Source organism: Zunongwangia sp. L-65, from assembly GCF_056859415.1.
Map to the genome: position 1 here is coordinate 18,619 of NZ_JBSXOK010000069.1, position 24,703 is coordinate 43,321.

The window sequence follows — 24,703 nt, forward strand, 5'->3', positions numbered from 1 at the left end:
TAATAATTGTTCAATTGCAAGAAAAGAGAAGCCAAAAGCTTCTCTTTTTATTTTTATCACTGCATAAAATATTTAACGATCATCCCCCCAGCAAGCCAAACATAGCATACAAAGGCAATATACTTCAGGCCTTTTTCCATCAATTTACTTTTTGGAGCCATTTCTTTCATCTGCATCACATCGGTTCTTTTAAAAAACCCTAAATAAATCAAATATCCTGAACCTAACAGAAAAGCGATATTTAAAAAAAAGGTATAATCTATTTTAAAGAAGCTTTGATCCTGAACCTTAACACTAGATGGATCAGGTATCAAATCCAAACTCAAAAATCCATAATGCAATAATAAAGAGGCCCCTACCAAAGAAATGAATAAAAGCATAAGGATGAAAAACGCCATTTTCCAACCATAATATTTAGCATTGATTCGAAGTACCGGAAAAACCACCAAATCGCTAAAAATAAAAGCGATGACACCGGCAAAACTTACGCCTTTACCAAATAATAAAGCTGCCAAAGGTATATTTCCCATCGATCCAATAAATGTGATAAATGCCACTACCGGTCCAATGATAATATGTTCTAAAATCGTAAAAAATGAAAAATCAGTATTACCTTGGCCGCTATTAATGAACAACGTCTGGAAAAAGGAATCTGGAATAAAAGCAGCTACAATTCCTGCGATGGTAAAACCAAGTGTAACGTCTTTCCAAACCATTTTCCATTCCATCCCGTATTGCTGGGAAACTTTTGCCCAGCTCTTTTCGGTTTTAATTCTTTCCTTCCAGGATTTCTGGTTGTTCGCATCATCATCTTTATTATCCTTAAGACGTTCCCTGGCTTTTTTAATAAGTCCTTTTGGATGAAATAACCTAATAAGCAACCAACTAATCAAGATCAGCAAAATTCCGCCTAAATATTCTCCTACTACAAATTGCCAGCCTAAAAATATAGAAATGATTATCCCAAGTTCAATTACCAAATTGGTTGAAGCCAGTAAAAACGCAATACTGGCAACAAAGCTTGCTCCTTTTTTAAACAAACTTTTGGTAGAAGCCAATGCCGCGAAACTACAAGAGCTACTAATAAAGCCAAAGAATGTTCCAAGTAACACCCCTTTAGATTCGTTTTTACCCATTGTTTTTTGCATTCGCTTTTCTGTCACAAAAACCTGAATGCAACTACTTATCACATATCCCAAAGCAAAGGCCCACAAAGCCATCCAGAAAAACCCCAGACTGGTATTTGCGGCTTCCCCCCATTTATTTAAAAAATCATTCATAAATCTTGGTTTTAGTCAATATATTTAGCATCAAAAAGAGGTTTAAGAAAGTCTTGCTGCCCGCAACCTTAATGCATTGGCAATCACAGAAACCGAACTGAAACTCATTGCCAAAGCCGCAATCATTGGTGATAATAAAATTCCGAAAAAAGGATATAAAACACCCGCTGCAATTGGCACCCCAATATTATTATAGATCAAAGCAAAAAACAGATTTTGTTTAATATTAGCCATCACTTTATCACTTAGTTTTCTTGCTTTTAGTACCGCTTTTAAATCCCCTGTTACCAGTGTAATTTCAGCACTTTCAATGGCAACATCGGTTCCTGTCCCCATAGCGATCCCAATATCAGCTTTGGCCAATGCCGGCGCATCGTTAATTCCGTCTCCGGCTGCGGCTACTTTTCTACCTTGTTGCTGAAGCTTTTCTACCTCAAGCATTTTATCTTGCGGTAACATTCCTGCTTTAAAAGCAATTCCCATTTCATCTGCAACAGCTTTAGCAGTTCGCTCGTTATCACCGGTAAGCATAATTACCTCAACACCATCTTCTATCAACTTGGTAAGCGCCTCTTTGCTGGTTTTCTTCACAGGATCTGAAATCACAACAAAACCTTCAACCTTACCAGCTACACTTAAATAAGAAACGGTTTTTCCTTGTTGCTGAAATTGTTCAATTTTGTGATCAATCTTTTCTGAAGAATTAATCCCTTTTTCATCTAAAAGCGCCTTATTTCCCAGCGCTAATTTTTTCTGCTGAAGTTCTCCCACAACACCTTTCCCGGTAACCGAGTCAAAACCTGAAGCTTCTTTAATCTCTATTTCGTACTCCTTCGCGTACTTTATTGTCGCGGTAGCCAGTGGATGTTCACTATGTGTATTTAAAGCTGCGATAAATCCTGCAATATCACTTTCACTGTATCTTCCAACACTTACAATCTTTTCCACAGAAGGTTTTCCTTCAGTAATGGTTCCCGTTTTATCGATGATTAAGGTGTCTATCTGATTCATTAACTCCAAAGCCTGCGCATTTTTAATCAAAACTCCATTTTGAGCACCTTTCCCGACACCAACCATTACCGACATTGGGGTAGCCAAGCCAAGTGCACAGGGACAAGCTATAATCAGTACTGCGATAGCATTTACAAAAGCATAAACATAAGATGGCGACGGACCAAAAATAGCCCAAACCACAAAAGTGATGACAGAAATAAGCACCACAATCGGCACAAAATAGCCAGAAATTTTATCGGCTAAACGCTGAATTGGGGCCTGAGATCTACTGGCATCATTTACCATCTGGATAATTTGCGAGAGCAAAGTTTCATCTCCAACTTGCCGGGCAATCAAGGTAAAAGAAGAATTTCCGTTTATAGTTCCTGAAGTTACTTTATCTTCAGCCGATTTCTCTACCGGAACAGGCTCTCCTGTAATCATACTTTCATCGATTGATGATTTCCCTTCTTTGATTATGCCGTCTACCGGGATTTTTTCTCCGGGTTTCACCTTTAAAATATCGCCTTCTTCGATCTCATCGATGCCAACGACTTCTTCCTTCCCATTTTTAACTCGAGTAGCTTTATTGGGTGCCAGCTTCAGTAATTCTTTGATAGCCGAATTGGTGCGATCGTGGGCTCTGGCCTCTAACATTTGTCCAAGCAACACTAGGGTTAATATTACTGTAGCAGCTTCAAAATAAACATGTACTGTTCCTGCTTCGGTTTTAAATTGATCGGGAAATAACCCTGGAAAAAGCAACCCCAAAACACTGAAAACCCACGCTACGCCGGCACCAATACCAATTAGCGTAAACATATTCAAATTCCAGTTTACCACAGATTTCCAGGCACGCTCAAAGAACATCCATGCCGTATAAAAAACTACCGGGATTGATAACCCAAATTGTACCCAGTTCCAATATTGCAAGTCCATCATCTGATAAAGCGGATTGTTATTCAGCATATCAGACATGGCTATTAAGAAAACCGGCAAGGTAAAGGCTACAGAAAGCCAGAACTTTTTACGCAATTTCAGGTAGGTAGAATTTTGCGCATCTGGCTCGGGTTCCTTAGGCACCAGATCCATCCCGCAAATTGGACAATCCCCGGGCTCATCTTCTTCAATCTCCGGATGCATTGGGCAGGTGTAGATGTTACTGGAAGCGCTTAAACTTTGCTCCTGCACCAAATCCATTCCGCATACCGGACAATCTCCCGGCGCGTCATACATCTTATCCCCTTCGCAATGCATTGGGCAATACCATTTGCCATTGCCTTTAGCCTTAGGCTTCTTTTTCTTTTTTCTTTTATCTGAATGATGATGATGACCTACCAGATGAATTTCATATCCACCTCCGTCGTCCTTTAAGGCCTTCTGAAACTTTTCAATTTCAATATGATGATGCATACTGATTCTTACTTCGGCCTTTTCAAGATTCACTTCAGCCTTTGCTACACCGTCAACTTCATTTAAGGTTTTTTCTACATGAGAGCGACAACCATTGCAAGACATTCCGCTTACATGATAAGTGTGCGTCATCAAACTATCTTCAGGAGAATTTGTTTCCGAAGGCATTGAGATTTGATAATTTCCACCAGCATTTTTTAAGGCCTGCTGAAATTCTTCAATCTTGATATGTTTACTCATAGAAATTTCAGCGGTTCCTTTTTCAAGATCTACCTCAACTTGTTCTACTTCAGGAATATTTTCAAGAGCTTTCGTTACATGAGATTTGCAACCCTGGCAACTCATTCCGCTTACATGGTATTTATGCTTCATCATAAGAAAAGAAACCGAAAACCTGCAATTTTAGGTTTTCGGTATGATATTTAATTCATTTTTAAGCTAAGTAAGAATTACAGGCTTCTATACAGGTTTCACATGCGGTCGCACAGTCCTGGCAATGTTTGTGATCGTGTTTTTTACATTCATCTGCACATTGCTGGCAAATCATAATACAATATTTGACAAAATCGGTAATATTGGCGCCCTCAATAACTGCTACATTAGCTAAAGCATTACAAACTTCGGCACACACTCTATCAGTCCTTATACAGTCCTGCATCATAACAATATTATCTGTCGATAAGCAGGCATCTGCACAATAATTACAATGATTAACGCAATTTGCCAGGGCATTCACTAATTTCTCACTTCTCATCATTTTTGATTTTTTGGTTCATAATCAAAATTAACCGAGAAACAGCAGAAGTACTTTTAAAATTATGGTAAGTTATTTCAGTTTTATAAAAGCTTAAACATGATCCAAACCTTTACGATCTTTTATTTGCATTTTTTTATATTCTGAAGGTGTGATCCCAGTTTGCTTTTTAAAGGATGTCGATAAATAAGCCGCTGTTGAAAAACCAAGTTGATAAGCTATTTCAGCAATACTAAGTTCATCATACTCTAAAAGCTCTTTGGCTTTTTCGATCTTCAGTTTATTAAAATACGACTGAATGCTATGTCCCTCTTCCGCAGTAAACAGGTTGGTGATGTGGCTATATTCGTAATGCAATTCAGCACTTAAAATTTCAGAGAGTTTTTTCTGATCGGTGCTATTAGAAACCTCATCAATTAATATCGATTTTATATGATTTACGATACGTTTATTTTTAGCTTCTATAAGCGCGAAACCTACCTTTTCCAATTCCAACTTAAAGGCGGTATATTCCTCTGTAGAAAGATCTTTTAGTAGCGTTGCCTCCCCTAAACTCACATTTTTATACGGAATATTCAGTTTAGACAGAATACCTTCTACCGTCGCGATACATCGGCCACAAACCACATTTTTTATATGAACAATATTCTCTGTCAAAACTTTAATTTTAAATGATTCTCTCGCCCAAATTATGGAAGAGAGAATCATATACCTTTTATTGAATGATTTTTTCTACCCTTCCGCAATGCAACATTTTATCCCCAAAATACGGATTATTAATGTCTTTAGAACTAGCAAACCAGTAATCTCCTTTTCCTTCAAAAGCCATTGGACAAAATTGTTTGTAAATCGCACCAGAAACAATTGCATTTTCTAACACAGGCTCCATATTATGCGTTAATTCTGAAAAAGCTTTACGCTGTGTTTGTATATCCAATGTATGTGAAATTTTAGTCGCTGCTTCTATAATATCATCTTCTCCATTTTCAGATAGTTTTTTAGCTGCCACTTGGGCTGCCTCAGCATCGCTAGCGACCAAAGCATTTTTCAAGTCTATATAAGACTGGTAATTTCTCGCAACTTTTTCATCATTAAATTCAGCTCCGCTCATTTCCATTGGCGTCTCGTTATCCATTATTTCATCATGAGACATTTTCATTTCCTTATCCGAAGTTTCTGTAGAGGTTTCCTTGTTTTCCTTACAGCTAGTAAAGCTTATAATCCCTACCGAAAAGGCAATAAAAAATAGATTTCTGTGTATACGTTTCATAGAATTTAGTTTAAAGTTTATAAAGTTTGGTATTTTTCAAGGTTGTATTTATATTTTTCTAGAGCTCTTTTTTTTGCAAAATACAGCTGCTTTTAGTTTTCTTTTCTTTAAAGTTTATTTTAATTCTTATATGGTAAGCGATCTATTGTTTCGCCGCAACCTAGCATCTGCTCTCCAAAATATGGATTCTTAATATCTTTATTTTTACTTAACCATGTTGCGCCTTTGTTGTTATTTGCCATTGGGCAGCGTTGAATATACATCTCTTCTATCTCATCGAAATTCGATACCAGCGCGATCATATTTTGTGAAAGTATAATAAACTCTTCTCGTTGCGCGGCAATGTCGTTGGAAGCACTTATCGCTTTAAATTTATTCTGAATAACTTTAAAATGAGATACCAACATTTGATTCAGTTCTGCTGTATCAGTATTGTTGATTTTTGCTGAAGCTTTTTTCGCCGTCTGTTTTGCCAAAGTGGTATCACTAGCCACTAATGCATCTTTTAGATTTAAATAATCCTGAAGCATCGGTTTGAACGTCAACTGAAATTTTTTAGGTAAGTTCATTTGTATTGCTACATCTTCATCAGTCGAATTCTGGTTCATCATTGATTTTTCACCTTGAAGTTGTGCCGCAGCATCCACGGTAAATGTCCCGTTAGTTACTACTTCATCACCTTTTTGTAACCCGTCTAAAATTTGATAAAAATCGCCAACTTCACTCCCTAATGTTACTTCTTTCATTTCAAATTGTGGTAAATTTGGATTGGTCTTTATATACACAATAGATCGTTCTCCCGTCCACATTACTGCCGATTTTGGAATACTAATCTGCTCAATTTCTGTAGGTTCCATATTTATTGTCGCTTCTGCGAACATTCCCGGTTTTAGTTTTCCATCGCGATTATCTAAAACTACCCGAACCTTTGTCGTCCTGGAAGAATTGTCCAAAATAGGATCTATAAAATCAATGGTTCCGCTAAAAGTTTTATCTACAAAGGCATTTACCGAAATATAAAGTTTTTGGCCCTCTTTTAGGTTCGATAATTGCTGCTCGTAAGCATCAAACTCCGCCCATACCTCAGAAAGATTCGCTACTTTATATAGTGGTTGCCCACGCTCTATGTAATCCCCTTCGTTTACCATTTTTTCTGTCACCGTACCATAATTTGAGGCAAAAACAGGAAAATTCTCTTTTACTCTTCCGCCTTCTTCTATCGAATTGATTTGCGAATCGCTCAGTTTCCAGTTCTTTAACTTATTTCTTACCGCCTGGTATAATTTGGGTTGCGATCCTTTTAACTTTACCGCAGTTAACAACTCCTGCTGAGCAGCAACAAGATCAGGCGAATAAATTGTTGCCAGAATTTGACCAATCTTCACCTGCTCACCAGTGGTATTAATAAAAAGATGTTCAATTCTCCCGGCAAAATACGAGGATTGCACTGCATTTAATTCTTCATTAGTCTCTAAGGTTCCAGATAGAGTAACCGATTTGTCTGTGTTAGAAGTTCCAACAATCGTCGTTTGGATATTTGCCAGTTTCATCGCATTTTCAGTCATCGTAAAACCTGCAATAGTTGCATCACTTTGATCTGCCGGGATGAGTTCCATACCACAAATCGGGCAATCTCCAGGCTCTGGCTGCATAATCTGCGGATGCATAGAACAGGTCCACATGGTATCTTCTGAAGCATTATGTTCAGCATGCGCCTCTTCGGTTTTATTTTCACCTTTGCTAAAAACCAAATAGCCAACAAAAAGGCCAGTGATCAAAGCCAAACCTGTGTATATAATTATTTTTTTCATAATCGTTTTTTGTAGCTTTTAGCTATCAGCTTTCAGCCATTAGCTTAAAAAAATCAAAATCTGTTTTCTAAATTCTTATTAATAGTCTGAATAAATAAAATATCTACTTCAATTCACATTCTTTCTTTTTTCCATTGCCGAAAAAAGAAACAAACCCGCCTGCCGGACGGGCAGGAAAGTCTAGGCTTACGAACTTTGCTCTAAATTGTTTGTTCGGAACCTAAATTTTAGGAACTCGCTACGCTCAAACCAGCCTGCCGGCTGGCAGGCAGCCTAAAATTTTACGCTTTTCTCACTTGCAATTTTACAAGCAATTTTCGGTAGGCCTTTATTCATTCAAAATTTAACATTCAAAATCTATAATCTCTATTCTATTTTTTTTTCTCTCTTCTCAATCATCACATTTTCAAATTACCACATTGTCAAATTTACTCTGCTCAATACTCAATTCTAACTACTCATTACTAATCACTAAATACTGAATCATCGCCGCTTGCTGAAAATAATTGCTCAAGGATTCTATTAATTTCATCTGGTAATCCAACTGCATTTCCTGAATATCCAACACATCCCTAAAATCCAAACTTTCACTTTCGTAACTGCGCATCAAAATATCCTCCGCATCTTTTGTCAAGGCAATATTGCGAAGTTGAATTTCCACGGAATTTCGAGCTGAATTACGCATTGATACTGCATTTGACAAGCTACTTTCCAGTTCATTTAATCGCTGAGTTTTATTTGCTGAAATTTGCTTTTTACGCAATTCATTTTGTGCCGTAACCGATGAATATTTATTGTTGAAAATCGGGATCGAAAACGAAAGCATGGGCATCACAATATCTTTCCCATTCCGATAGCTATCAGAACTGGGAATTGCCATATCAGTGCGTGTTCCTACATTGATATAATCAATACCTAAACCGAACTGCGGAGCCGATTCTTTTTTATTGATCGTTTCAGCAAAATCAATACTTTCTAGGTTTTCATCAAATTTGGACAATTCAGGATGAACTTTTATTGCCGAAACCTGAATATCTTCTGAAGGTAATTCCAAGGTATCCGATATTTCTACCAAAGCATCATTCTCTTTATTTAGCAATCGATTAAACGCCACTTTTCCCGACGTTAGTTGATTTTGAAGACTCAATTGCTGATCTTCTAGCTTATTTTGTCGCATTTTTAACTGCAGCACATCTACAGCACTGGCTTTATCCACTTCAATTCCTTTTAGTGCCAACTCTTCATAAACTTTCAGCAACTCAATATTCTCTTTAACTACTTTAATTTTTTCTTGAAGTTCATACAACTGAAAATAGGCCTTAGAAACCAATAATCTTAGCTTCCCTAAAGCGATACCCACTTCAATATTATCTTCTTCGGCTAATGCGCTGGCATAATTCTGTCGCGCTGAAATCGTCCCAAACCACGGAAACATTTGCTTCACCGAAAATTTAGCCTGCTGTGGCCCGGTTCTGGTTTCAGGTTCACTTACAAAATAACCTGCTGCAAATTCGGTATTTGGCAAAGTATTTACTGCATTGATTTGTTCCCTGGAGATATCGTATTTTGCCCGTAAAGCATCAATTGCCGGACTATTATCCTGCGCTTCCATCACGTAAGTTTCTAATTGTTGCGCTTCGGTTGCAAAAGAAAGCAACAGTATCCAAATTGGGAAAATCTTATATGCTTTTTCAGCTTTTAGCTGCCAGCTTTTAGCCATCAGTTTATTTTCCTTTTTCATTTAAAGTTTTGTTTCATGTTCCAATCAAAATTACTTATCTAAAACCTGTCGTCATTTCGAGCGAGGCACGAGTCGAGAAATCTATTTTCAATAAGAACTGAAACTAAAGATTTCTCCATTACGCTCCGCTTCACCCGCCTGCCGGCTGGCAGGGTCGAAATGACTAAAAAATTTCATTCAAAATTCAACATTTTGCATTCAGAATAATTCCTGGTTCTTGGCTCTTGTTTCTATTCTCTATTTTCTAACAGCGAAGCGGTCTCAATTCTAACTACTCACTACTTTATTTTTCAACTTCAATTCTTTTTTCCAGCAAAACAATACCGGTACGACAAAAAGCGTGATTAAAGCGAACACCATCCCGCCAAAACTTGGTATTGCCATGGGAATCATAATATCACTACCACGTCCAGTACTTGTTAAAACCGGCAATAGCGCTAAAATTGTTGTGGCGGTAGTCATTAAACAAGGACGAATTCTTTTTTCTCCGGCTTCCACAATTGAAGCACGAATTGATTTGATAGTATCCGGTTCATTTTTACTAAAAGTTTGTGTGAGATAAGTGGCCATAACCACACCGTCGTCAGTTGCAATACCAAACAGCGCAATAAAGCCAATCCAAACTGCAACACTCAAATTAATGGTATGCATTTGGAATAGATCCCGAAGATTTTCACCAAACAAGCTGAAATTTAAAAACCAATTCTGCCCATACAACCAGATCATAATAAATCCGCCTCCAAAGGCAACAGCAATTCCGGTAAACACAATAAATGAAGTGGTCACCGATTTAAATTGAAAATACAGGATCATAAAAATGATCAACAATGCAAGCGGCACTACGATCGACAATGTTTTGGAGGCGCGAAGCTGATTCTCATAATTCCCTGTAAATTCATAATTAATTCCCTTCGGCACGTTTAACTCCCCAGCCTCTATTTTCTGCTGAATGGTTTTTTGCGCATTCTCCACGACATCCACCTCAGCAAAGCCCTCCATTTTATCAAAAAGCACATAGCCTATTAAAAATGTATCTTCACTTTTTATCACCTGCGGCCCTTTTTCATAGCGAATTTCTACGAGTTCATTTAATGGAACCGGCTGCCCGTTCTCTACCGGAACATAAATATCTTTTAAATCTTCTGGCGAATCCCGAAGCTCTCTTGGATAGCGTACTCTCACTGAATAACGCTCGCGACCTTCAACCGTCTGACTTAACATTTTTCCACCAACAGCCACTTCCAAAACATCCTGAACGTCACTAACTGAAATTCCATAACGCGCTAATCTATCGCGCTTAATATCCATCAATAAATATGGCTTCCCAACAATACGATCGGCAAAAACAGCCTCATCTTTAACGCCTTCAGCTTCTTTTAGGATTTCTTCGAGCTTCATCCCGAAAGCTTCAATTTGCCTTAAATCCTGACCCCGCACTTTAATTCCCATAGGTGCGCGCATCCCGGTTTGCAACATTACCAGTCGGGTTTCGATAGGTTGTAATTTAGGCGCTGAGGTAATTCCCGGTAATTTTGTAGCTGCTGAAATTTCGTTCCAGATATCATTAGGGGATTTTATATGCGGTCGCCAATTTCTATAGTATTCCCCATTTTCATCTGGGATTAACTGGGAAACCTTACAGGTTTTGGAGACCTTTGAAGTCTGTTCGGTTTTTAGGTTTGAATTTGCACATACACTTCCATCCTTTAATACAAAATATCCATCTTCGTTAACTTTAAAACGTTGTTTCTCTCCGTTCGCATTTAATGCGTATTCCGGTTTATACTGAATAATATTTTCGTACATGTTAAGTGGTGCGGGATCTAATGCCGACTCGGTCCTACCTGCTTTTCCAACCACGGTTTTCACTTCAGGAATACTGGCTACGGCCATATCTAATTGTTGTAAAATCCGTTTATTTTCGGCAACTCCGGCATGTGGCATCGAGGTTGGCATCAGTAAAAACGAACCTTCATTAAGTGAAGGCATAAATTCTTCTCCCGTGTTTCGCATTATTGTAAACCCGGCAATGATGATCGCCAATGGAAAAACAAGAAATAATATTTTATTGGCTAATGCCCAGTGTAAGATGCGGGTGTAATTGCTTTTAAAAAGATTGAAGACAAACAATAAACCAAAACAAATGATCGCCACCATGATCACATTCCAAAATATTGAAGCATCTAAACCAAGTGGGCGCCAAAATACAGCCAGCATAAACACAATAGCGGTCGCGATAACACCTACAACCAACCAGTTATGTTGCTTTTCTGAAGTGATGTTTTGCGCTTTTAGAATCCCGGCTGCCCCTAAACCAATTAGAATAAGGCCTATCCAAAATCCATAAAAAATCATTGCAATTCCGGCCAATATCAATAGTGTCTGAATGGCTAAATTGAAGTTTTTTCGTGTTTCTCTTTTTTTGAATATACTGGCTGCAAACGGCGGAATTAAGAATAGTGCTACTATAATCGAAGCGGTAAGTGCCATAGTTTTGGTAAAGGCAAGTGGGCGGAATAATTTTCCTTCAGCCCCTACCATCGTAAATACCGGAATAAAACTAATAATAGTGGTCAATACAGCGGTGATGATCGCCCCTGAAACTTCTGTAGTGGCATTATAAACCACGGTGTTTGTTGGTAGTTCTGCTTCGTTTTCTTCTAAATGCCGAACAATATTTTCTGAAAGGATTACACCAACATCGACCATTGTTCCAATAGCAATTGCAATTCCTGAAAGCGCTACGATATTGGCATCAACATTAAAAATTTTCATCGCGATGAACACCATCAATACCGCTACCGGAAGTAATCCTGAAATAAGAATAGAAGCTCGAAGATTAAACACCATAATCACGATCACAAAAATGGTAATCAAAATCTCCAAACTCAGTGCTTCGTTTAAAGTCCCTAAAGTTTCCTGGATTAGTTCAGATCGATCGTAGAAAGGTACAATCGTAAGTTGCGAAGTGGTGCCATCGGTCAGTTCCTTAGAAGGTAAACCTCCACTAATTGAAGCGATTTTATCTTTTACATTTTGAATAACCTCCATAGGATTGGCTCCATTACGAGCCACGACAACTCCTCCAACAACCTCTGCGCCCTCTTTATCTAAAATTCCGCGTCGTGCTGCAGGACCTATTGAAACATTAGCGACATCACTGACTTTTAATGCTGAAAAATCCTTAGAAGAAACCACTGCATTTTCGATATCATCAATAGACTTCACATAACCCAGGCCACGAACTAAATATTCAGCCTGATTGATTTCTAAAGTCTGTGCACCAATCTCACGATTACTTTCTTTAACCCCTTTAACCACATCCTGAAGGCTCACATTATATTGACGCATTTTTTCAGGGTTTACATCAATTTGATACTCCTGAACATAACCGCCAATAGAAGCCACTTCTGAAACACCTCCACCACTAGACAGTGCATATTTCACATAAAAATCCTGAATACTTCGTAATTCCTGAAGATCCCAGCCACCCGTAACATTACCTTCTTTATCACGACCTTCTAAAGTATACCAGTAAATTTGCCCCAAAGCGGTCGCATCGGGTCCTAAAGAAGGGTTTACTCCTTCAGGTAATAGTCCAGCTGGGAGAGAGTTCAATTTTTCCAGTATCCGGCTTCGGCTCCAATAGAATTCTACATCTTCTTCAAAAATGATATAGATGCTTGAAAAGCCAAACATCGAAGCACTTCGAATCGTTTTTACTCCAGGAATACCCAACAAAGAAGTCGTTAAAGGATAGGTGATCTGATCCTCAATATCCTGTGGGGAACGACCTTCCCATTTTGAAAAAACAATCTGTTGATTTTCACCAATATCGGGAATAGCATCTACCGCTACCGGATTTCTTGGTATTCCTCTAGCTATTCGAGCCTTCTCCCAGTTAAATGGTGCATTAACCACACCCCATCCCACAAAAACCAAAAGTAGGATAACGGCAACCAGCTTATTTTCTATTAAAAATTTAATGCTCTTGTTCAGCATAAAAATATTTATTTGATCTTAAAAAACACATCATCTTAGCCTAAAAAAGGCATAGCAAAACCACCATAACGGGCGAATGCTTCTAAATTGAAAATATGTTTTGATCAAATAAGGAAAACCTGATCCTGTAACTGAATATCACAGACAAGCTTTGGCGGAGAGTAATCTTTAAAAGGAATAAAATCTGGTTCTGAAACCTCAAATAACTTTAGGTAAGCATATACCAAACCAGTAATAAATACTTGCTGCTGAAATTCGAGATTATTGAAACTTTGTTTCAGTTCATCCTGGCCTTTTACTTCCAGTTTTTTATTGGTACAACAAGATTCTTTGGTAATGGAAGCTTCAGTAGAAGCCGCAGAGCTCATCTCCATTCCGCAAGTTTCAGCTTTTGTAAAAACAGCGCTATCTACAAGAAAACTTCCGCAGAAATGCTGATCTACCGTAAAAGATAAGGTAGAAAAAAGCACTAACACGGCTAAAATGGAAGCAACTATTTTACAAAAAACCTTTTTCATGAATTACAAAAATAGTTGATAATATATAATTAACAACAATATAATAAGTAAACTACCTTAGCACAAGCGCAATAACCACTTGTTTTAATTCGAACATACAGATATCCTAACAGCTATCAGGAACGCCTTAGAATATTTAGACTCGATTATCGATCAAAAATAATAGGAAATAGAGAATTAGAATTTCAAAATTCAGGGAAAATCTTTCAATTTCTATTTTTTATATTTTGATTATTTATTCGGTAATAATAAAAGGCCGGTAAAAGCACCAAAATAAATATGGGATGAATTAAAAAGCGTCTTACATAAAACAGGGCAAGAAAATGTTCATTTTCTATAGTAAAAATAAGATAAGTAAAAACGCTGCCAGCAAGAATTAATAGGATAAAAAATAATACTGCTGAAAACTTTACAATATTACGATCTATAAAGGCTATGGCTATAATGCCAATTGAAATTATACTATTTAAGGTATATCTAAAAATGGTATTCAGGATCAATAATCCAGCTTTAAAGGCTGGGATTTTATCATTTAGATAATCTGAAGATTTAAAAAAATTGATGAGAGGATCGTAAAAAAGGCTCCTTTCATAAAACCGAATAACTGCAAGCACGATCACGAGCATCCCAATGAATACAATTCTATACCTGGCTTTCATTCTTTTCTGAATTTGCATACACTCGAACCCAAAAGACCCATAAAATTATTACCGCCCCATAAATTATTAATGGAAAAACAATATCATGCATTAAAGAGGTATATTCAGGATATTTATATATCGCAATGGTAATCAAGGCTATACGAATTAAGTTCATCGCATAAATAAATACGCTTCCTGCCAAAATATAAAAAAAAGTGGTTCGCTTCTTTGCGAAAAAAGACAGTATAAAAGAAGTAAAAAGAATAATCACACTAATACTGTTACAGCCTTCAACCACTCGAACCAATAAGGTGTCTTCAATAAAAACCTGTACGGCATTTTGGGTTTCATGAGCTTGCAATTTTATAGAATATCCAAAAAATTCCATTATTGCAGCACTTTGCCTACTCACGATATTGGTAAAAAAATCGGGATAAAATTTAGTTCGTGTCTCAGAAAAAATTAAATAGGCATTATAAAGCACAGAAAGCAAAAAATAACTTCCCAGAAATACGGCAACAAACCGAATAACAACGCTATATTTTTTAAAAAGCTGAAACAATTGTAAAGAGTTTCAACAAATTTAGACAAAAGCCTGTAACAGCACTTAGATTTTAAATACTTTTGCCCAAAAATTATATGTTATGCCATTTGATAAATTAAGACCACAGGTTGAAGACATTCTAAATACCAAAGAATTATCGGTAGATCATCGATTAACACAGGTTTGCGAATTATTAATGGAAACAATCCCTTACTACGATTGGGTTGGATTTTATTTTAAAAATGGCGATAAAGAGGAATTAAAACTTCGTTCTTTTGCCGGTGAACCTACCGATCATGACATTATTCCTTTTGGAAAAGGAATTTGCGGACAGGTAGCCATTTCTAATGAGAATTTTGTAGTTCCCGATGTGAAAGCACAGAACAATTATATTGCCTGTAGCATCCATGTAAAAGCTGAAATTGTAGTCCCACTATTTGTAAATGGTGAAAATATTGGTCAGATTGATATTGACTCTCATACACCAGATCCTTTCTCTAAAGAAGACGAGCGTTTTCTTGAATTTGTAAATGAAAAAGTTGCTGAAATACTGGAGTAAGTCCAGTTGGCAGTGCGCAGTTGGCAGTCGCAGTAGGCAGTAAAATACATGAATAAAAAAACCTCATAATCCGATATCATTATCTGGATTATGAGGTTTTTTTATAATTGCAACAAAATAAAATAACAAACTAGAACAGTCTTATTTCTCTTGTCTCTTGTCTCTAAAAACAAAGCATCCTACCGAAACTTTACTTTCTAAACTTTAAAAACTTTTAAATTTCTACGGTTTTTACATCCCAGTTCTAATCGCTTCAACAGGATCCAGGCGTGAAGCTGAAATTGCTGGAATTATCCCAGAGATCAATCCGATCAATGCAGAGACCGTTGTACCTAAAATGATATTTCCGAAAGAAAGAATAAAATCAAAATCACCGGTAAAGTTTGACGCAATAATGGTAGCTATCCATACAAAAAATAAACCTGCGGCTCCACCAATTATGGCCAGAATAATGGCTTCGAATAGAAATTGAAAGAGAATAAATTTATTCTTGGCACCCAATGATTTTTGAATTCCGATAAGATTTGTCCGTTCTTTTACACTCACGAACATAATGTTAGCAATCCCAAATCCACCCACAAGCAAAGAAAACCCACTAATTACAAGTCCGATCATATTTAGAGTACCTGTAATATTATCGATCATATCTGTGAATCCTTTAAGCTGATTGACAAAAAAGGTGCTTACTTCGCCCGGTTTTATTCCACGAAAACTTCTTAACCGCTGTTCTAACACCGCTAGAAATTCGGCATTATCAACGTCAGTTTCTGGTTTTAATAAGATTTGAGGAAAAATATTTCTGTTATTTTCACCATAAATACGTCTGGTGACATTCACCGGAATAAAAACCTGACCGTCTTTACTGGGGCCAAACATAGAAGAGCCTTCTTTTTTAAGTAATCCTATAACGGTAAATTTGCTACCGTACATTCGCACTTGTTTGCCCAACGGATCTATGTTTCCAAAAAGATTTTCGGCGATCTCGCTTCCCATTACGATCACAGGTGAACCGCTGGCAGCTTCAGATTCGTTAAAAAAACGTCCCTCTTCAATATTGATAGCTTCGATATCATAATATTCGCTTCCAACAGCTTGTACACTAACACCAAGACTACTGGCATCTTGATATTTTATAGTTTCCGCAGGTACATTTTGAGTAAAAGTAACTGCTTTGGCATCTGGTAGATTACGTTTTAAAAATTGATATTCGTCGTAAGTAACATCTGGAAACTGTTGCCATTTCCACCGTGGAATATCTGTTGGCCCAAAATTAAAGCGCATTACGATAGTGGTACTATTATCCAGACTACTTAAAGAACCAGAGATTTCATTCTTTAATGAATCTACAGCCGCCAGTACCCCGATTATAGAGAAAATACCTATAGTTACCCCAAGCAGGGATAAAAAAGTACGTAAAAGATTATTTTTTAGTGCATTAATCGCAAAATTAAAGCTCTCACCAAGGACTCTTAGAAATATAAGCATAATAAAACAGCTGCTTTTTTACACAGAATTGTTTATATGACGCACAGCTTAAAATTTCGTTACAAATTTTATTTATAAATAAGCAAAAACACTTTTAAGTTTTTCCCTTAAATACTTACTTTTGCTTCCTTAACAAACACAACATAATGAGCAATTTAAAACAAGCCAAATCTGCCTTAATTTCAGTATTCAGTAAAGATGGTTTGGCGCCCATCGTTAAAAAGCTTAACGAACTGGGAATCACAATTTATTCTACCGGAGGAACAGAACAATTTATTAAAGATCTGGGAATCGATGTTGTTCCTGTAGAAGACGTAACTTCTTATCCTTCTATTTTAGGTGGTCGTGTAAAAACATTACATCCAAAAGTTTTTGGCGGAATTTTAAATCGCCAGGATAACGATAGTGACGTTCAAGAAATTGCTCAATATGAAATCCCGCAAATTGACATTGTTATCGTAGATTTATATCCTTTTGAAAAAACAGTCGCCTCTGGCGCATCAGAGCAGGATATTATTGAAAAGATCGATATTGGCGGCATTTCTCTAATAAGGGCCGCCGCTAAAAATTTTAAAGATGTACTTTGTGTATCTTCTGTAAACGATTATGCCGAGTTCTTAAATATCCTAAACGAAGGAAATGGAGAAACAAACTTAGCGCAACGTAAAAATTTCGCAGCAAAATCATTTAATATCTCTTCGCACTACGATACTGCGATTTTCAATTATTTTAATACTTCAGAGGAAATTCCTGCATTCAAACAAAGCATTCAGGCAGGCAAAACTTTACGATATGGTGAGAATCCGCATCAAAAAGGAACATTTTTTGGAGATTTTGACGCCATGTTTGATAAGCTCCACGGAAAAGAGTTATCTTACAACAATCTTTTAGATGTTGATGCCGCCGTTAACCTAATGAATGAATTTAAAGGAGAAGCTCCTACTTTTGCGATTTTAAAGCATAATAATGCCTGCGGACTTGCACAGCGTGAGACCATAAAACAGGCATATGTAGATGCTTTAGCAGGAGATCCTGTTTCAGCTTTCGGCGGAATTTTAATTGCCAACACAGAGATTGATAACGCTACTGCGGAGGAAATTCATTCTTTATTTTGTGAAGTAGTAATCGCTCCTTCTTTTTCTGATGAAGCTTTAGAAATTCTAAAGGGAAAGAAAAACCGGATCATTTTAATCCAAAAGGAAACGAAACTTCCGGAAAATCAGGTTCGCACCTGCCTAAATGGAGTTTTAGTTCAGGGTAAAGACAATAAAACAGATGTTTTAGACGATTTATCTTACGCAACAACTAATAAACCTACAGAACAGGAAATTGAAGATCTTTTATTTGCTTCAAAAATTTGTAAGCATACAAAATCCAATACTATTGTTCTGGCAAAAAACAAACAACTTTGTTCTAGCGGAACGGGACAAACCTCCCGTGTAGACGCTTTAAGACAGAGCATTGAAAAAGCAGGTTCTTTTAAATTCGATCTTAAAGGAGCAGTAATGGCAAGTGATGCCTTTTTTCCATTTCCAGATTGCGTAGAGATTGCAGGAAATGCAGGAATAACGGCAGTAATCCAGCCAGGTGGTTCTATAAAAGATCAGTTAAGTATCGATTATTGTAATGATCATGATATTGCAATGGTAATGACAGGAACCCGCCATTTTAAACATTAATAGAATACTTTACCAATATACCAATACATAAAATAACCTATGGGATTTTTTGATTTTCTCATTGAAGAAATAGCGATAGATTTAGGAACTGCCAACACCCTTATTATTCATAATGATAAGGTGGTGGTAGATAGCCCTTCGATTGTAGCCCGCGATCGTACCTCTGGTAAGATTACGGCTGTAGGAAAAGAAGCGGCAATGATGCAGGGAAAGACACATGAGAATATCAAAACCATTCGGCCTTTAAAAGACGGTGTAATTGCCGATTTTGATGCCAGTGAAAAGATGCTTACCATGTTTATTAAAGAAATTCCCGCGCTTAAACGTAAAATGTTTACGCCGGCCTTAAGAATGGTAATTTGCATCCCTTCTGGAATTACAGAAGTAGAAATGCGAGCGGTAAAAGAAAGTGCCGAGCGTGTTAACGGTAAAGAAGTATACCTTATTCACGAGCCTATGGCTGCTGCTATTGGTATTGGTGTAGACATCATGCAGCCTAAAGGGAACATGATTGTAGATATAGGTGGTGGTACTACCGAGATTGCGGTAATCGCTCTTGGCGGAATTGTTTGTGACAAATCGATTAAAATCGCTGGAGATGTGTTTACCAACGACATCGTATATTATATGCGTACACAACATAACCTGTATGTTGGAGAACGTACAGCAGAAAAAATCAAAATTCAGATTGGTGCGGCTACCGAAGATTTAGAAGTCCCACCAGACGAAATGAGCGTACAGGGGCGTGACCTTTTAACAGGGAAGCCAAAGCAGGTAAATATTTCCTATCGTGAAATTGCAAAAGCTCTAGATAAATCTATTCTTCGAATTGAAGATGCGGTAATGGAAACTTTATCACAAACCCCTCCAGAACTGGCAGCTGATATTTATAATACCGGTATTTATCTTGCCGGTGGAGGATCGATGTTAAGAGGTTTAGATAAACGATTATCCACTAAAACAGACCTTCCTGTTTATATTGCTGAAGATCCTTTAAGAGCGGTAGTAAGAGGAACGGGGATTACTTTAAAAACGCTAAATAGATACAAAGGAATATTGATAAAGTAGGAGACGCAATAGCTTATGCAGCAAATATTCAATTTTCTGATTCGGAACAAGAATAATATTCTGTTCTTGGCATTGCTTGCGTTTTCTATTTTCCTTACGATACAAACTCATTCATTTCATAAAAGTAAATTTATAAGCTCGGCCAATTGGGTAACCGGGGGGATTTATTCCTGGAATAATAACATTCAGGATTACTTTTATTTAGATGAATACAACCAGCGTTTGGTAGAAGAAAATAAAAATCTTCGCAATATCATAAGGCAATTAAGCGGAAAAGATACGATCCCGAATTATACCGATACTACATTCACTTCTGATTATACATTTAGAAGTGCTGATGTCATTAATAATAATTTCTCTAAAAGAGATAACTACATCACTTTGGATAAAGGGGAGAACGAAGGTATCGCGGCTGAAAATGGCGTTGTTACCAGTAAAGGCATTATTGGGATTATCGACAGGACGAATACAAATTACTCGCGGGCAATATCAATTTTAAATTCACAGTCCAAAATCAATGCGCAGCTTAAAAAGTCGAATCATTTTGGTAGTTTAACCTGGAATGGTAAAGATCCTAATCTTATGCAACTTACCGATGTTCCTAAGCAGGCACCCGTTGCGAAAGGCGACACTATCATTACCGGTGGTAAGAGTTTAATTTTCCCAAAAGGATTACTAATAGGTACAATACAGGATTTTAAACTGGATAATACAGAGAGTTATTTCACAATTAACGTAAAGCTATTCAATGACATGACCAATATTGGTTATGTATATGTTATTGAAAATAAAAATAAGGAAGAAATTCTTTCTTTAGAAAAAGAGGAGGAAGATGAATAGCAATCTTATATCTAATATTCTGCGTTTTATAGGCCTGATATTGATTCAGGTACTGGTACTCAATAACATCAACTTTATGGGGTATGTAAACCCCTATCTTTATGTTTTATTTTTACTGCTTTATCCCTTTAACACTAACCAGAGCTTATTTTTATTATTGGCTTTTCTGTTAGGCTTATCTGTAGATATTTTTGAAGATAGCGGGGGAATTCATGCTGCTGCCTGCTTAGTTGCCGCCTTTGTACGTCCCAATTTGCTTCGATTCTCTTTTGGAATAAGTTACGACCATCAAACCTTACGTTTAGCCGCTACACCTCTGGGTGCGAGGATTAGTTATGTAGTGCTGATGGTGGCCATTCATCATTTGGTGTTATTTTCTTTGGAAATGTTTAGCTTTAGTCATATAATACTAGTGCTTAAGAAGACGTTATTTTCAGGTATATTTACGGTAATTGTTATTTTATTAAGCATCGCACTTTTCAGCAAAAAATATAGATGAGAAGAATTCTGTTATACATTATTATCCTTACCACCGGGTTCATTTTTTTGGGCAGGCTTTTTTACCTACAAATTGTAGACGATAGTTTTGCCGTTAGATCAAATGATAATGCGGTAAAGGTGATTTATGATTATCCACAGCGGGGATATATTTACGATCGTGATGGTGAACTTATGGTTTCTAACCAACCCTCTTATGATGTTATGGTTATTCCCCGTAATCTCAAACCATTCGACACTACAGAACTTTGCGAAATTGTAAGTATAGAGCGTAAAGAATTAGAGCGCAGATTGGATAAGGCAAAAATTTACTCTCCATTTTTACCTTCAGTAATTGTTCCCCAGCTTACCAAAAGTGAATATGCGTTTTTACAGGAAAAAATGCGTAATTACGAAGGTTTTTATATTCAAAAACGATCTTTAAGAGATTATCATGTAGATCATAGCGCCAATGTTTTAGGTTTTATTGCTGAAGTTAGCCCTGCCACAATTAAAAACAATCCTTACTATACCAGTGGTGACCTTATTGGCAGAAAAGGAGTGGAAAGCGTTTATGAAGATACCCTACGTGGAATAAAAGGAGTAAAATATATCCAGAAAGATAAACTGAATCGTGATATTGGACCTTACAAAGACGGAATTTATGATACCCTTCCAGAACGTGGTAAGGATATCACTATTTCAGTTGATTCAGATTTACAGGCATACGGTGAATATCTGATGACCAACAAGCGTGGCGGTATTATCGCCATAGAACCTTCATCAGGCGAAATCCTATCGATGGTTACCGCTCCTACTTACGATCCTGCGGATTTAGTAGGTAGAAAGAGATCGCCAAATTTTAGTAAAATGTGGTTAGATTCTACGGCCAGACCACTTTACGATCGTAGTATCCTTGCCCAATATCCACCAGGATCGCCATTTAAAACCATGAATGCATTAATTGCCTTGCAGGAAGGCGTTGTAGATACCGATGATACTTTTTCCTGTCATCATGGATATAGCTATGGTCGTGGTCGCAAAATGGGTTGCCACTCTCATGCAAGTCCGCTTGCCATGACTCAGGGAATCGCCCAATCTTGCAATTCCTATTTTGCCCAGGTATATCGAAAGATTATTGAGAAATATCCAACTCCACAAGAAGGCATGGACGCCTGGAATAAACATGTAAGCAGTTTTGGATTAGGCGATTATTTAGGTAACGATTTGAGTACAGGCCGACCTGGTAAAATTCCAACTGCAGAATATTATAATAAAATATATGATTATCCAACCTACCGATGGTATGCCACCGCTACATTATCTAATGCCATAGGCCAGGGTGAAGTATTATTAACCCCTATTCAGCTTGCTAACATGACGGCTACAATTGCGAATAGAGGCTGGTACTATACTCCGCATATGATTAAAGAAATCGATGGCAAGCCCATAAAAGACAAAAGATTTATTAAAAAACATCATACCACTATTGATCCTGAAAATTTTGAACCAGTGGTAGAAGGCATGCATCAGGTTTATAAAAACGGTACTGCGAGCTCTTTACAGATTGAAGGCATTGAAATTGCCGGAAAAACTGGAACGGCAGAGAATTTTGTTCGAGTTAACGGTAAAAGAATGCAACTTACCGATCACTCCATTTTCGTAGCCTTTGCGCCAGTCGATAACCCTAAAATTGCCATTGCAGTTTTTGTAGAAAACGGATATTGGGGCGGACGTTACGGCGGTAAAATTGCCAGCTTAATGATCGAAAAATATTTAAAAGGAAAAATCACCCGTACAGATCTGGAAGATTTTATAATGGATCCTAAGAATAGTTTAGAAGACGAATACGAAAAACCCTATAGTGGAGAACCTTTCTTAATCAATGATGGCAAGAAAAACGGCTGGCTTTGATTGGCTAACGATTTTAATTTATTTTTTACTGGTATGTTTTGGTTGGGCTAATATTTATTCAGCCTCACTGGGCTCTGGCCCTGCTGGAAGCTACTTCGATCTTGATGAGGTATACGGAAAACAAGCCCTATGGATTGGTCTTAGTATTTTTCTGATCGTTATAATCCTGGCTATCGAGGTTAAATTCTATCAGCGTTTTTCCAGTGTGATTTATATTACCGCTCTCGTCCTGCTGGCAGGGCTTTTTGTTTTTGGTAAAACAATTTCAGGTGCTACATCCTGGTATGCCATAGGTTCTTTTAGATTACAACCTTCAGAATTTGCTAAAATTGCTACCGCACTTGCACTGGCTAAATACGTAAGCGATATTCAAACCAATATCAAGCTTTTTTCGCACCAGTTTAAAGCTTTTATCATTATAGCTTTACCCGCGTTACTAATCGTACCTCAACCAGATCCAGGGAGTGCTATGGTATATGCCGCATTCTTTTTTCCATTGTACAGAGAAGGCATTTCCGCTCTTTATCTGGTACTTGCCTTATCTGGAGTCCTTATATTCGTAGGAACTTTGTTAATAGGCCCTATTTGGGTTACAGCGGCTGTAATTACCTTGGCATCACTAAGCTTCTTACTAAAGAAGAAAAAGCGACCGGGGATACCCCTATTACTATTTATTGTAGCCACCTGTATAGGCTTATCCTTCTCGGTAAACTATATTTTCAATAATATTTTTGAACAACGGCATCGGGATCGCTTTAATATCGTTCTTGGTAAAGAGGTAGATAGCCGTGGAATAGGTTATAACACTAACCAAAGTGAAATTGCTATTGGTAGTGGCGGATGGACAGGTAAAGGCTGGACAGAAGGTACACAAACCAAAGGTCACTTTGTACCAGAGCAACACACCGATTATATTTTTAGTACCGTTGGCGAAGAATGGGGCTTTGTAGGGAGCGGTTTAGTCGTATTGTTATTTATAGGTTTATTACTAAGGCTTATATTTCTGGCAGAACGGCAGAAATCACAATTTAACCGTATTTATGGTTATAGTGTAGTTGGAATTATCTTTCTTCACTTTATGGTAAATATCGGAATGGTAATAGGAATTTTCCCAACAGTGGGTATCCCCTTACCGTTTTTTAGTTATGGCGGTTCTGGTTTATGGGGATTTACCATTTTATTGTTCATCTTTATAAGACTAGATTCTGACAGGCTTTCTTTCTAATATCAAAATTCCATAACTCTGGGCAATCCCCCAAGTATAATTTAAACCTAAAAACATATTTACTATAGTACAGTAGTCTTGTGCTATTATAGCTATTTGTGCAAACTCTAAAATCACTACAGAAGTTAATACTGAATCTAGGTTAGTCTTTTTAGCTTTCCAGAAGTATACATATATTATTTACAAAGAAAAAACTAACTAAAAAATCTATTTCAGGGAAAATTATCAGTCTTTACATTTCAACCCTACATTACTGGGTTACTCAAAAATCCATCTATAAAATCCTTGAATTTAGCCTGTCTATCAAATACAAATTTATTTTTAAAACACTTCAAACACTAACTGCATTTTAAGGTTATTACCTAAGAAACAAGTATTACCGATATGCTATTTACAAATCTAAATTAGGATTTTAGGTTGAATGTTAATTTTATCTCTGAAGAGATCTAAAAATTCCCTTTCAACAAAGAAGAAAAGAAGCAAATTTTA

19 protein-coding genes are annotated in these 24,703 nt (G+C 37.1%); 7 read left to right on the forward strand and 12 right to left on the reverse strand.

Annotation, left to right across the window (positions count from 1 at the left end; all coding sequences use genetic code 11):
* Positions 1 to 56 precede the first annotated feature (56 nt).
* The 11 genes from AC13DP_RS13980 to xrtF all read right to left on the reverse strand — a co-directional run bounded on the left by AC13DP_RS13980 (position 57) and on the right by xrtF (position 14,985).
* Positions 57 to 1,280 carry a permease gene (locus AC13DP_RS13980; protein ID WP_483067980.1) on the reverse strand — a complete coding sequence of 408 codons (1,224 nt, stop codon included), beginning with the start codon at positions 1,278 to 1,280 and terminating at the stop codon, positions 57 to 59.
* A 42-nt stretch (positions 1,281 to 1,322) separates the two neighbouring features.
* Positions 1,323 to 4,058: a heavy metal translocating P-type ATPase gene (locus AC13DP_RS13985; RefSeq protein WP_483068037.1), complete on the reverse strand. Its 2,736-nt coding sequence runs from the start codon at positions 4,056 to 4,058 to the stop codon at positions 1,323 to 1,325.
* Between the two features lie 61 nt (positions 4,059 to 4,119).
* On the reverse strand, positions 4,120 to 4,443 hold the full coding sequence (locus tag AC13DP_RS13990; RefSeq protein WP_337957959.1) for a four-helix bundle copper-binding protein: 324 nt from the start codon (positions 4,441 to 4,443) through the stop codon (positions 4,120 to 4,122).
* Between the two features lie 90 nt (positions 4,444 to 4,533).
* On the reverse strand, positions 4,534 to 5,097 hold the full coding sequence (locus tag AC13DP_RS13995) for a helix-turn-helix domain-containing protein (RefSeq protein WP_272957478.1): 564 nt from the start codon (positions 5,095 to 5,097) through the stop codon (positions 4,534 to 4,536).
* A gap of 58 nt (positions 5,098 to 5,155) precedes the next feature.
* A complete protein-coding gene (locus AC13DP_RS14000; protein ID WP_272957477.1) occupies positions 5,156 to 5,710 on the reverse strand; it encodes a DUF3347 domain-containing protein in 555 nt (184 codons plus the stop codon).
* 119 nt (positions 5,711 to 5,829) lie between these two features.
* On the reverse strand, positions 5,830 to 7,521 hold the full coding sequence (locus AC13DP_RS14005) for an efflux RND transporter periplasmic adaptor subunit (RefSeq protein ID WP_483067981.1): 1,692 nt from the start codon (positions 7,519 to 7,521) through the stop codon (positions 5,830 to 5,832).
* 454 nt (positions 7,522 to 7,975) lie between these two features.
* Positions 7,976 to 9,262 carry a TolC family protein gene (locus tag AC13DP_RS14010; protein WP_483067982.1) on the reverse strand — a complete coding sequence of 429 codons (1,287 nt, stop codon included), beginning with the start codon at positions 9,260 to 9,262 and terminating at the stop codon, positions 7,976 to 7,978.
* A gap of 267 nt (positions 9,263 to 9,529) precedes the next feature.
* Entirely contained in the window at positions 9,530 to 13,264 is a 3,735-nt protein-coding gene (locus AC13DP_RS14015) for an efflux RND transporter permease subunit (protein ID WP_483067983.1), read from the reverse strand.
* Between the two features lie 104 nt (positions 13,265 to 13,368).
* Complete coding sequence (locus tag AC13DP_RS14020) at positions 13,369 to 13,782, reverse strand: HYC_CC_PP family protein (RefSeq protein ID WP_483067984.1); 414 nt, start codon at positions 13,780 to 13,782, stop codon at positions 13,369 to 13,371.
* Positions 13,783 to 13,988: 206 nt separating this feature from the next.
* On the reverse strand, positions 13,989 to 14,441 hold the full coding sequence (locus AC13DP_RS14025) for an exosortase F system-associated membrane protein (protein WP_228249550.1): 453 nt from the start codon (positions 14,439 to 14,441) through the stop codon (positions 13,989 to 13,991).
* Positions 14,425 to 14,985: an exosortase family protein XrtF gene (xrtF, locus tag AC13DP_RS14030; protein ID WP_272956815.1), complete on the reverse strand. Its 561-nt coding sequence runs from the start codon at positions 14,983 to 14,985 to the stop codon at positions 14,425 to 14,427. Before xrtF ends, AC13DP_RS14025 begins: the two co-directional genes overlap by 17 nt.
* An 82-nt stretch (positions 14,986 to 15,067) precedes the next feature.
* Here xrtF and AC13DP_RS14035 point away from each other — a divergent pair, with 82 nt between their 5' ends.
* Complete coding sequence (locus AC13DP_RS14035; RefSeq protein ID WP_013070172.1) at positions 15,068 to 15,526, forward strand: GAF domain-containing protein; 459 nt, start codon at positions 15,068 to 15,070, stop codon at positions 15,524 to 15,526.
* A 231-nt stretch (positions 15,527 to 15,757) separates the two neighbouring features.
* Here the strand turns inward: AC13DP_RS14035 and AC13DP_RS14040 are convergent, their stop codons facing one another.
* Positions 15,758 to 17,011: an ABC transporter permease gene (locus AC13DP_RS14040; RefSeq protein WP_483067985.1), complete on the reverse strand. Its 1,254-nt coding sequence runs from the start codon at positions 17,009 to 17,011 to the stop codon at positions 15,758 to 15,760.
* Between the two features lie 146 nt (positions 17,012 to 17,157).
* Here AC13DP_RS14040 and purH point away from each other — a divergent pair, with 146 nt between their 5' ends.
* The 6 genes from purH to rodA are packed head-to-tail and all read left to right on the forward strand — an operon-like array spanning position 17,158 to position 24,214.
* The gene (purH, locus tag AC13DP_RS14045; protein ID WP_483067986.1) at positions 17,158 to 18,690 is read left to right on the forward strand and encodes a bifunctional phosphoribosylaminoimidazolecarboxamide formyltransferase/IMP cyclohydrolase; all 1,533 of its coding nucleotides are present in this window, start codon (positions 17,158 to 17,160) and stop codon (positions 18,688 to 18,690) included.
* A 39-nt stretch (positions 18,691 to 18,729) separates the two neighbouring features.
* Positions 18,730 to 19,758, forward strand: a complete 1,029-nt coding sequence (locus AC13DP_RS14050) for a rod shape-determining protein (protein WP_013070169.1) — start codon at positions 18,730 to 18,732, stop codon at positions 19,756 to 19,758.
* A 15-nt stretch (positions 19,759 to 19,773) separates the two neighbouring features.
* Positions 19,774 to 20,598 carry a rod shape-determining protein MreC gene (gene mreC / locus AC13DP_RS14055; protein WP_013070168.1) on the forward strand — a complete coding sequence of 275 codons (825 nt, stop codon included), beginning with the start codon at positions 19,774 to 19,776 and terminating at the stop codon, positions 20,596 to 20,598.
* Entirely contained in the window at positions 20,591 to 21,097 is a 507-nt protein-coding gene (locus AC13DP_RS14060) for a rod shape-determining protein MreD (RefSeq protein ID WP_228249553.1), read from the forward strand. Before mreC ends, AC13DP_RS14060 begins: the two co-directional genes overlap by 8 nt.
* Positions 21,094 to 22,989: a penicillin-binding protein 2 gene (gene mrdA, locus AC13DP_RS14065; RefSeq protein ID WP_228249554.1), complete on the forward strand. Its 1,896-nt coding sequence runs from the start codon at positions 21,094 to 21,096 to the stop codon at positions 22,987 to 22,989. The genes AC13DP_RS14060 and mrdA overlap by 4 nt, the downstream gene beginning before the upstream one ends.
* On the forward strand, positions 22,964 to 24,214 hold the full coding sequence (gene rodA, locus AC13DP_RS14070) for a rod shape-determining protein RodA (RefSeq protein ID WP_013070165.1): 1,251 nt from the start codon (positions 22,964 to 22,966) through the stop codon (positions 24,212 to 24,214). Before mrdA ends, rodA begins: the two co-directional genes overlap by 26 nt.
* Positions 24,215 to 24,703 lie beyond the last annotated feature (489 nt).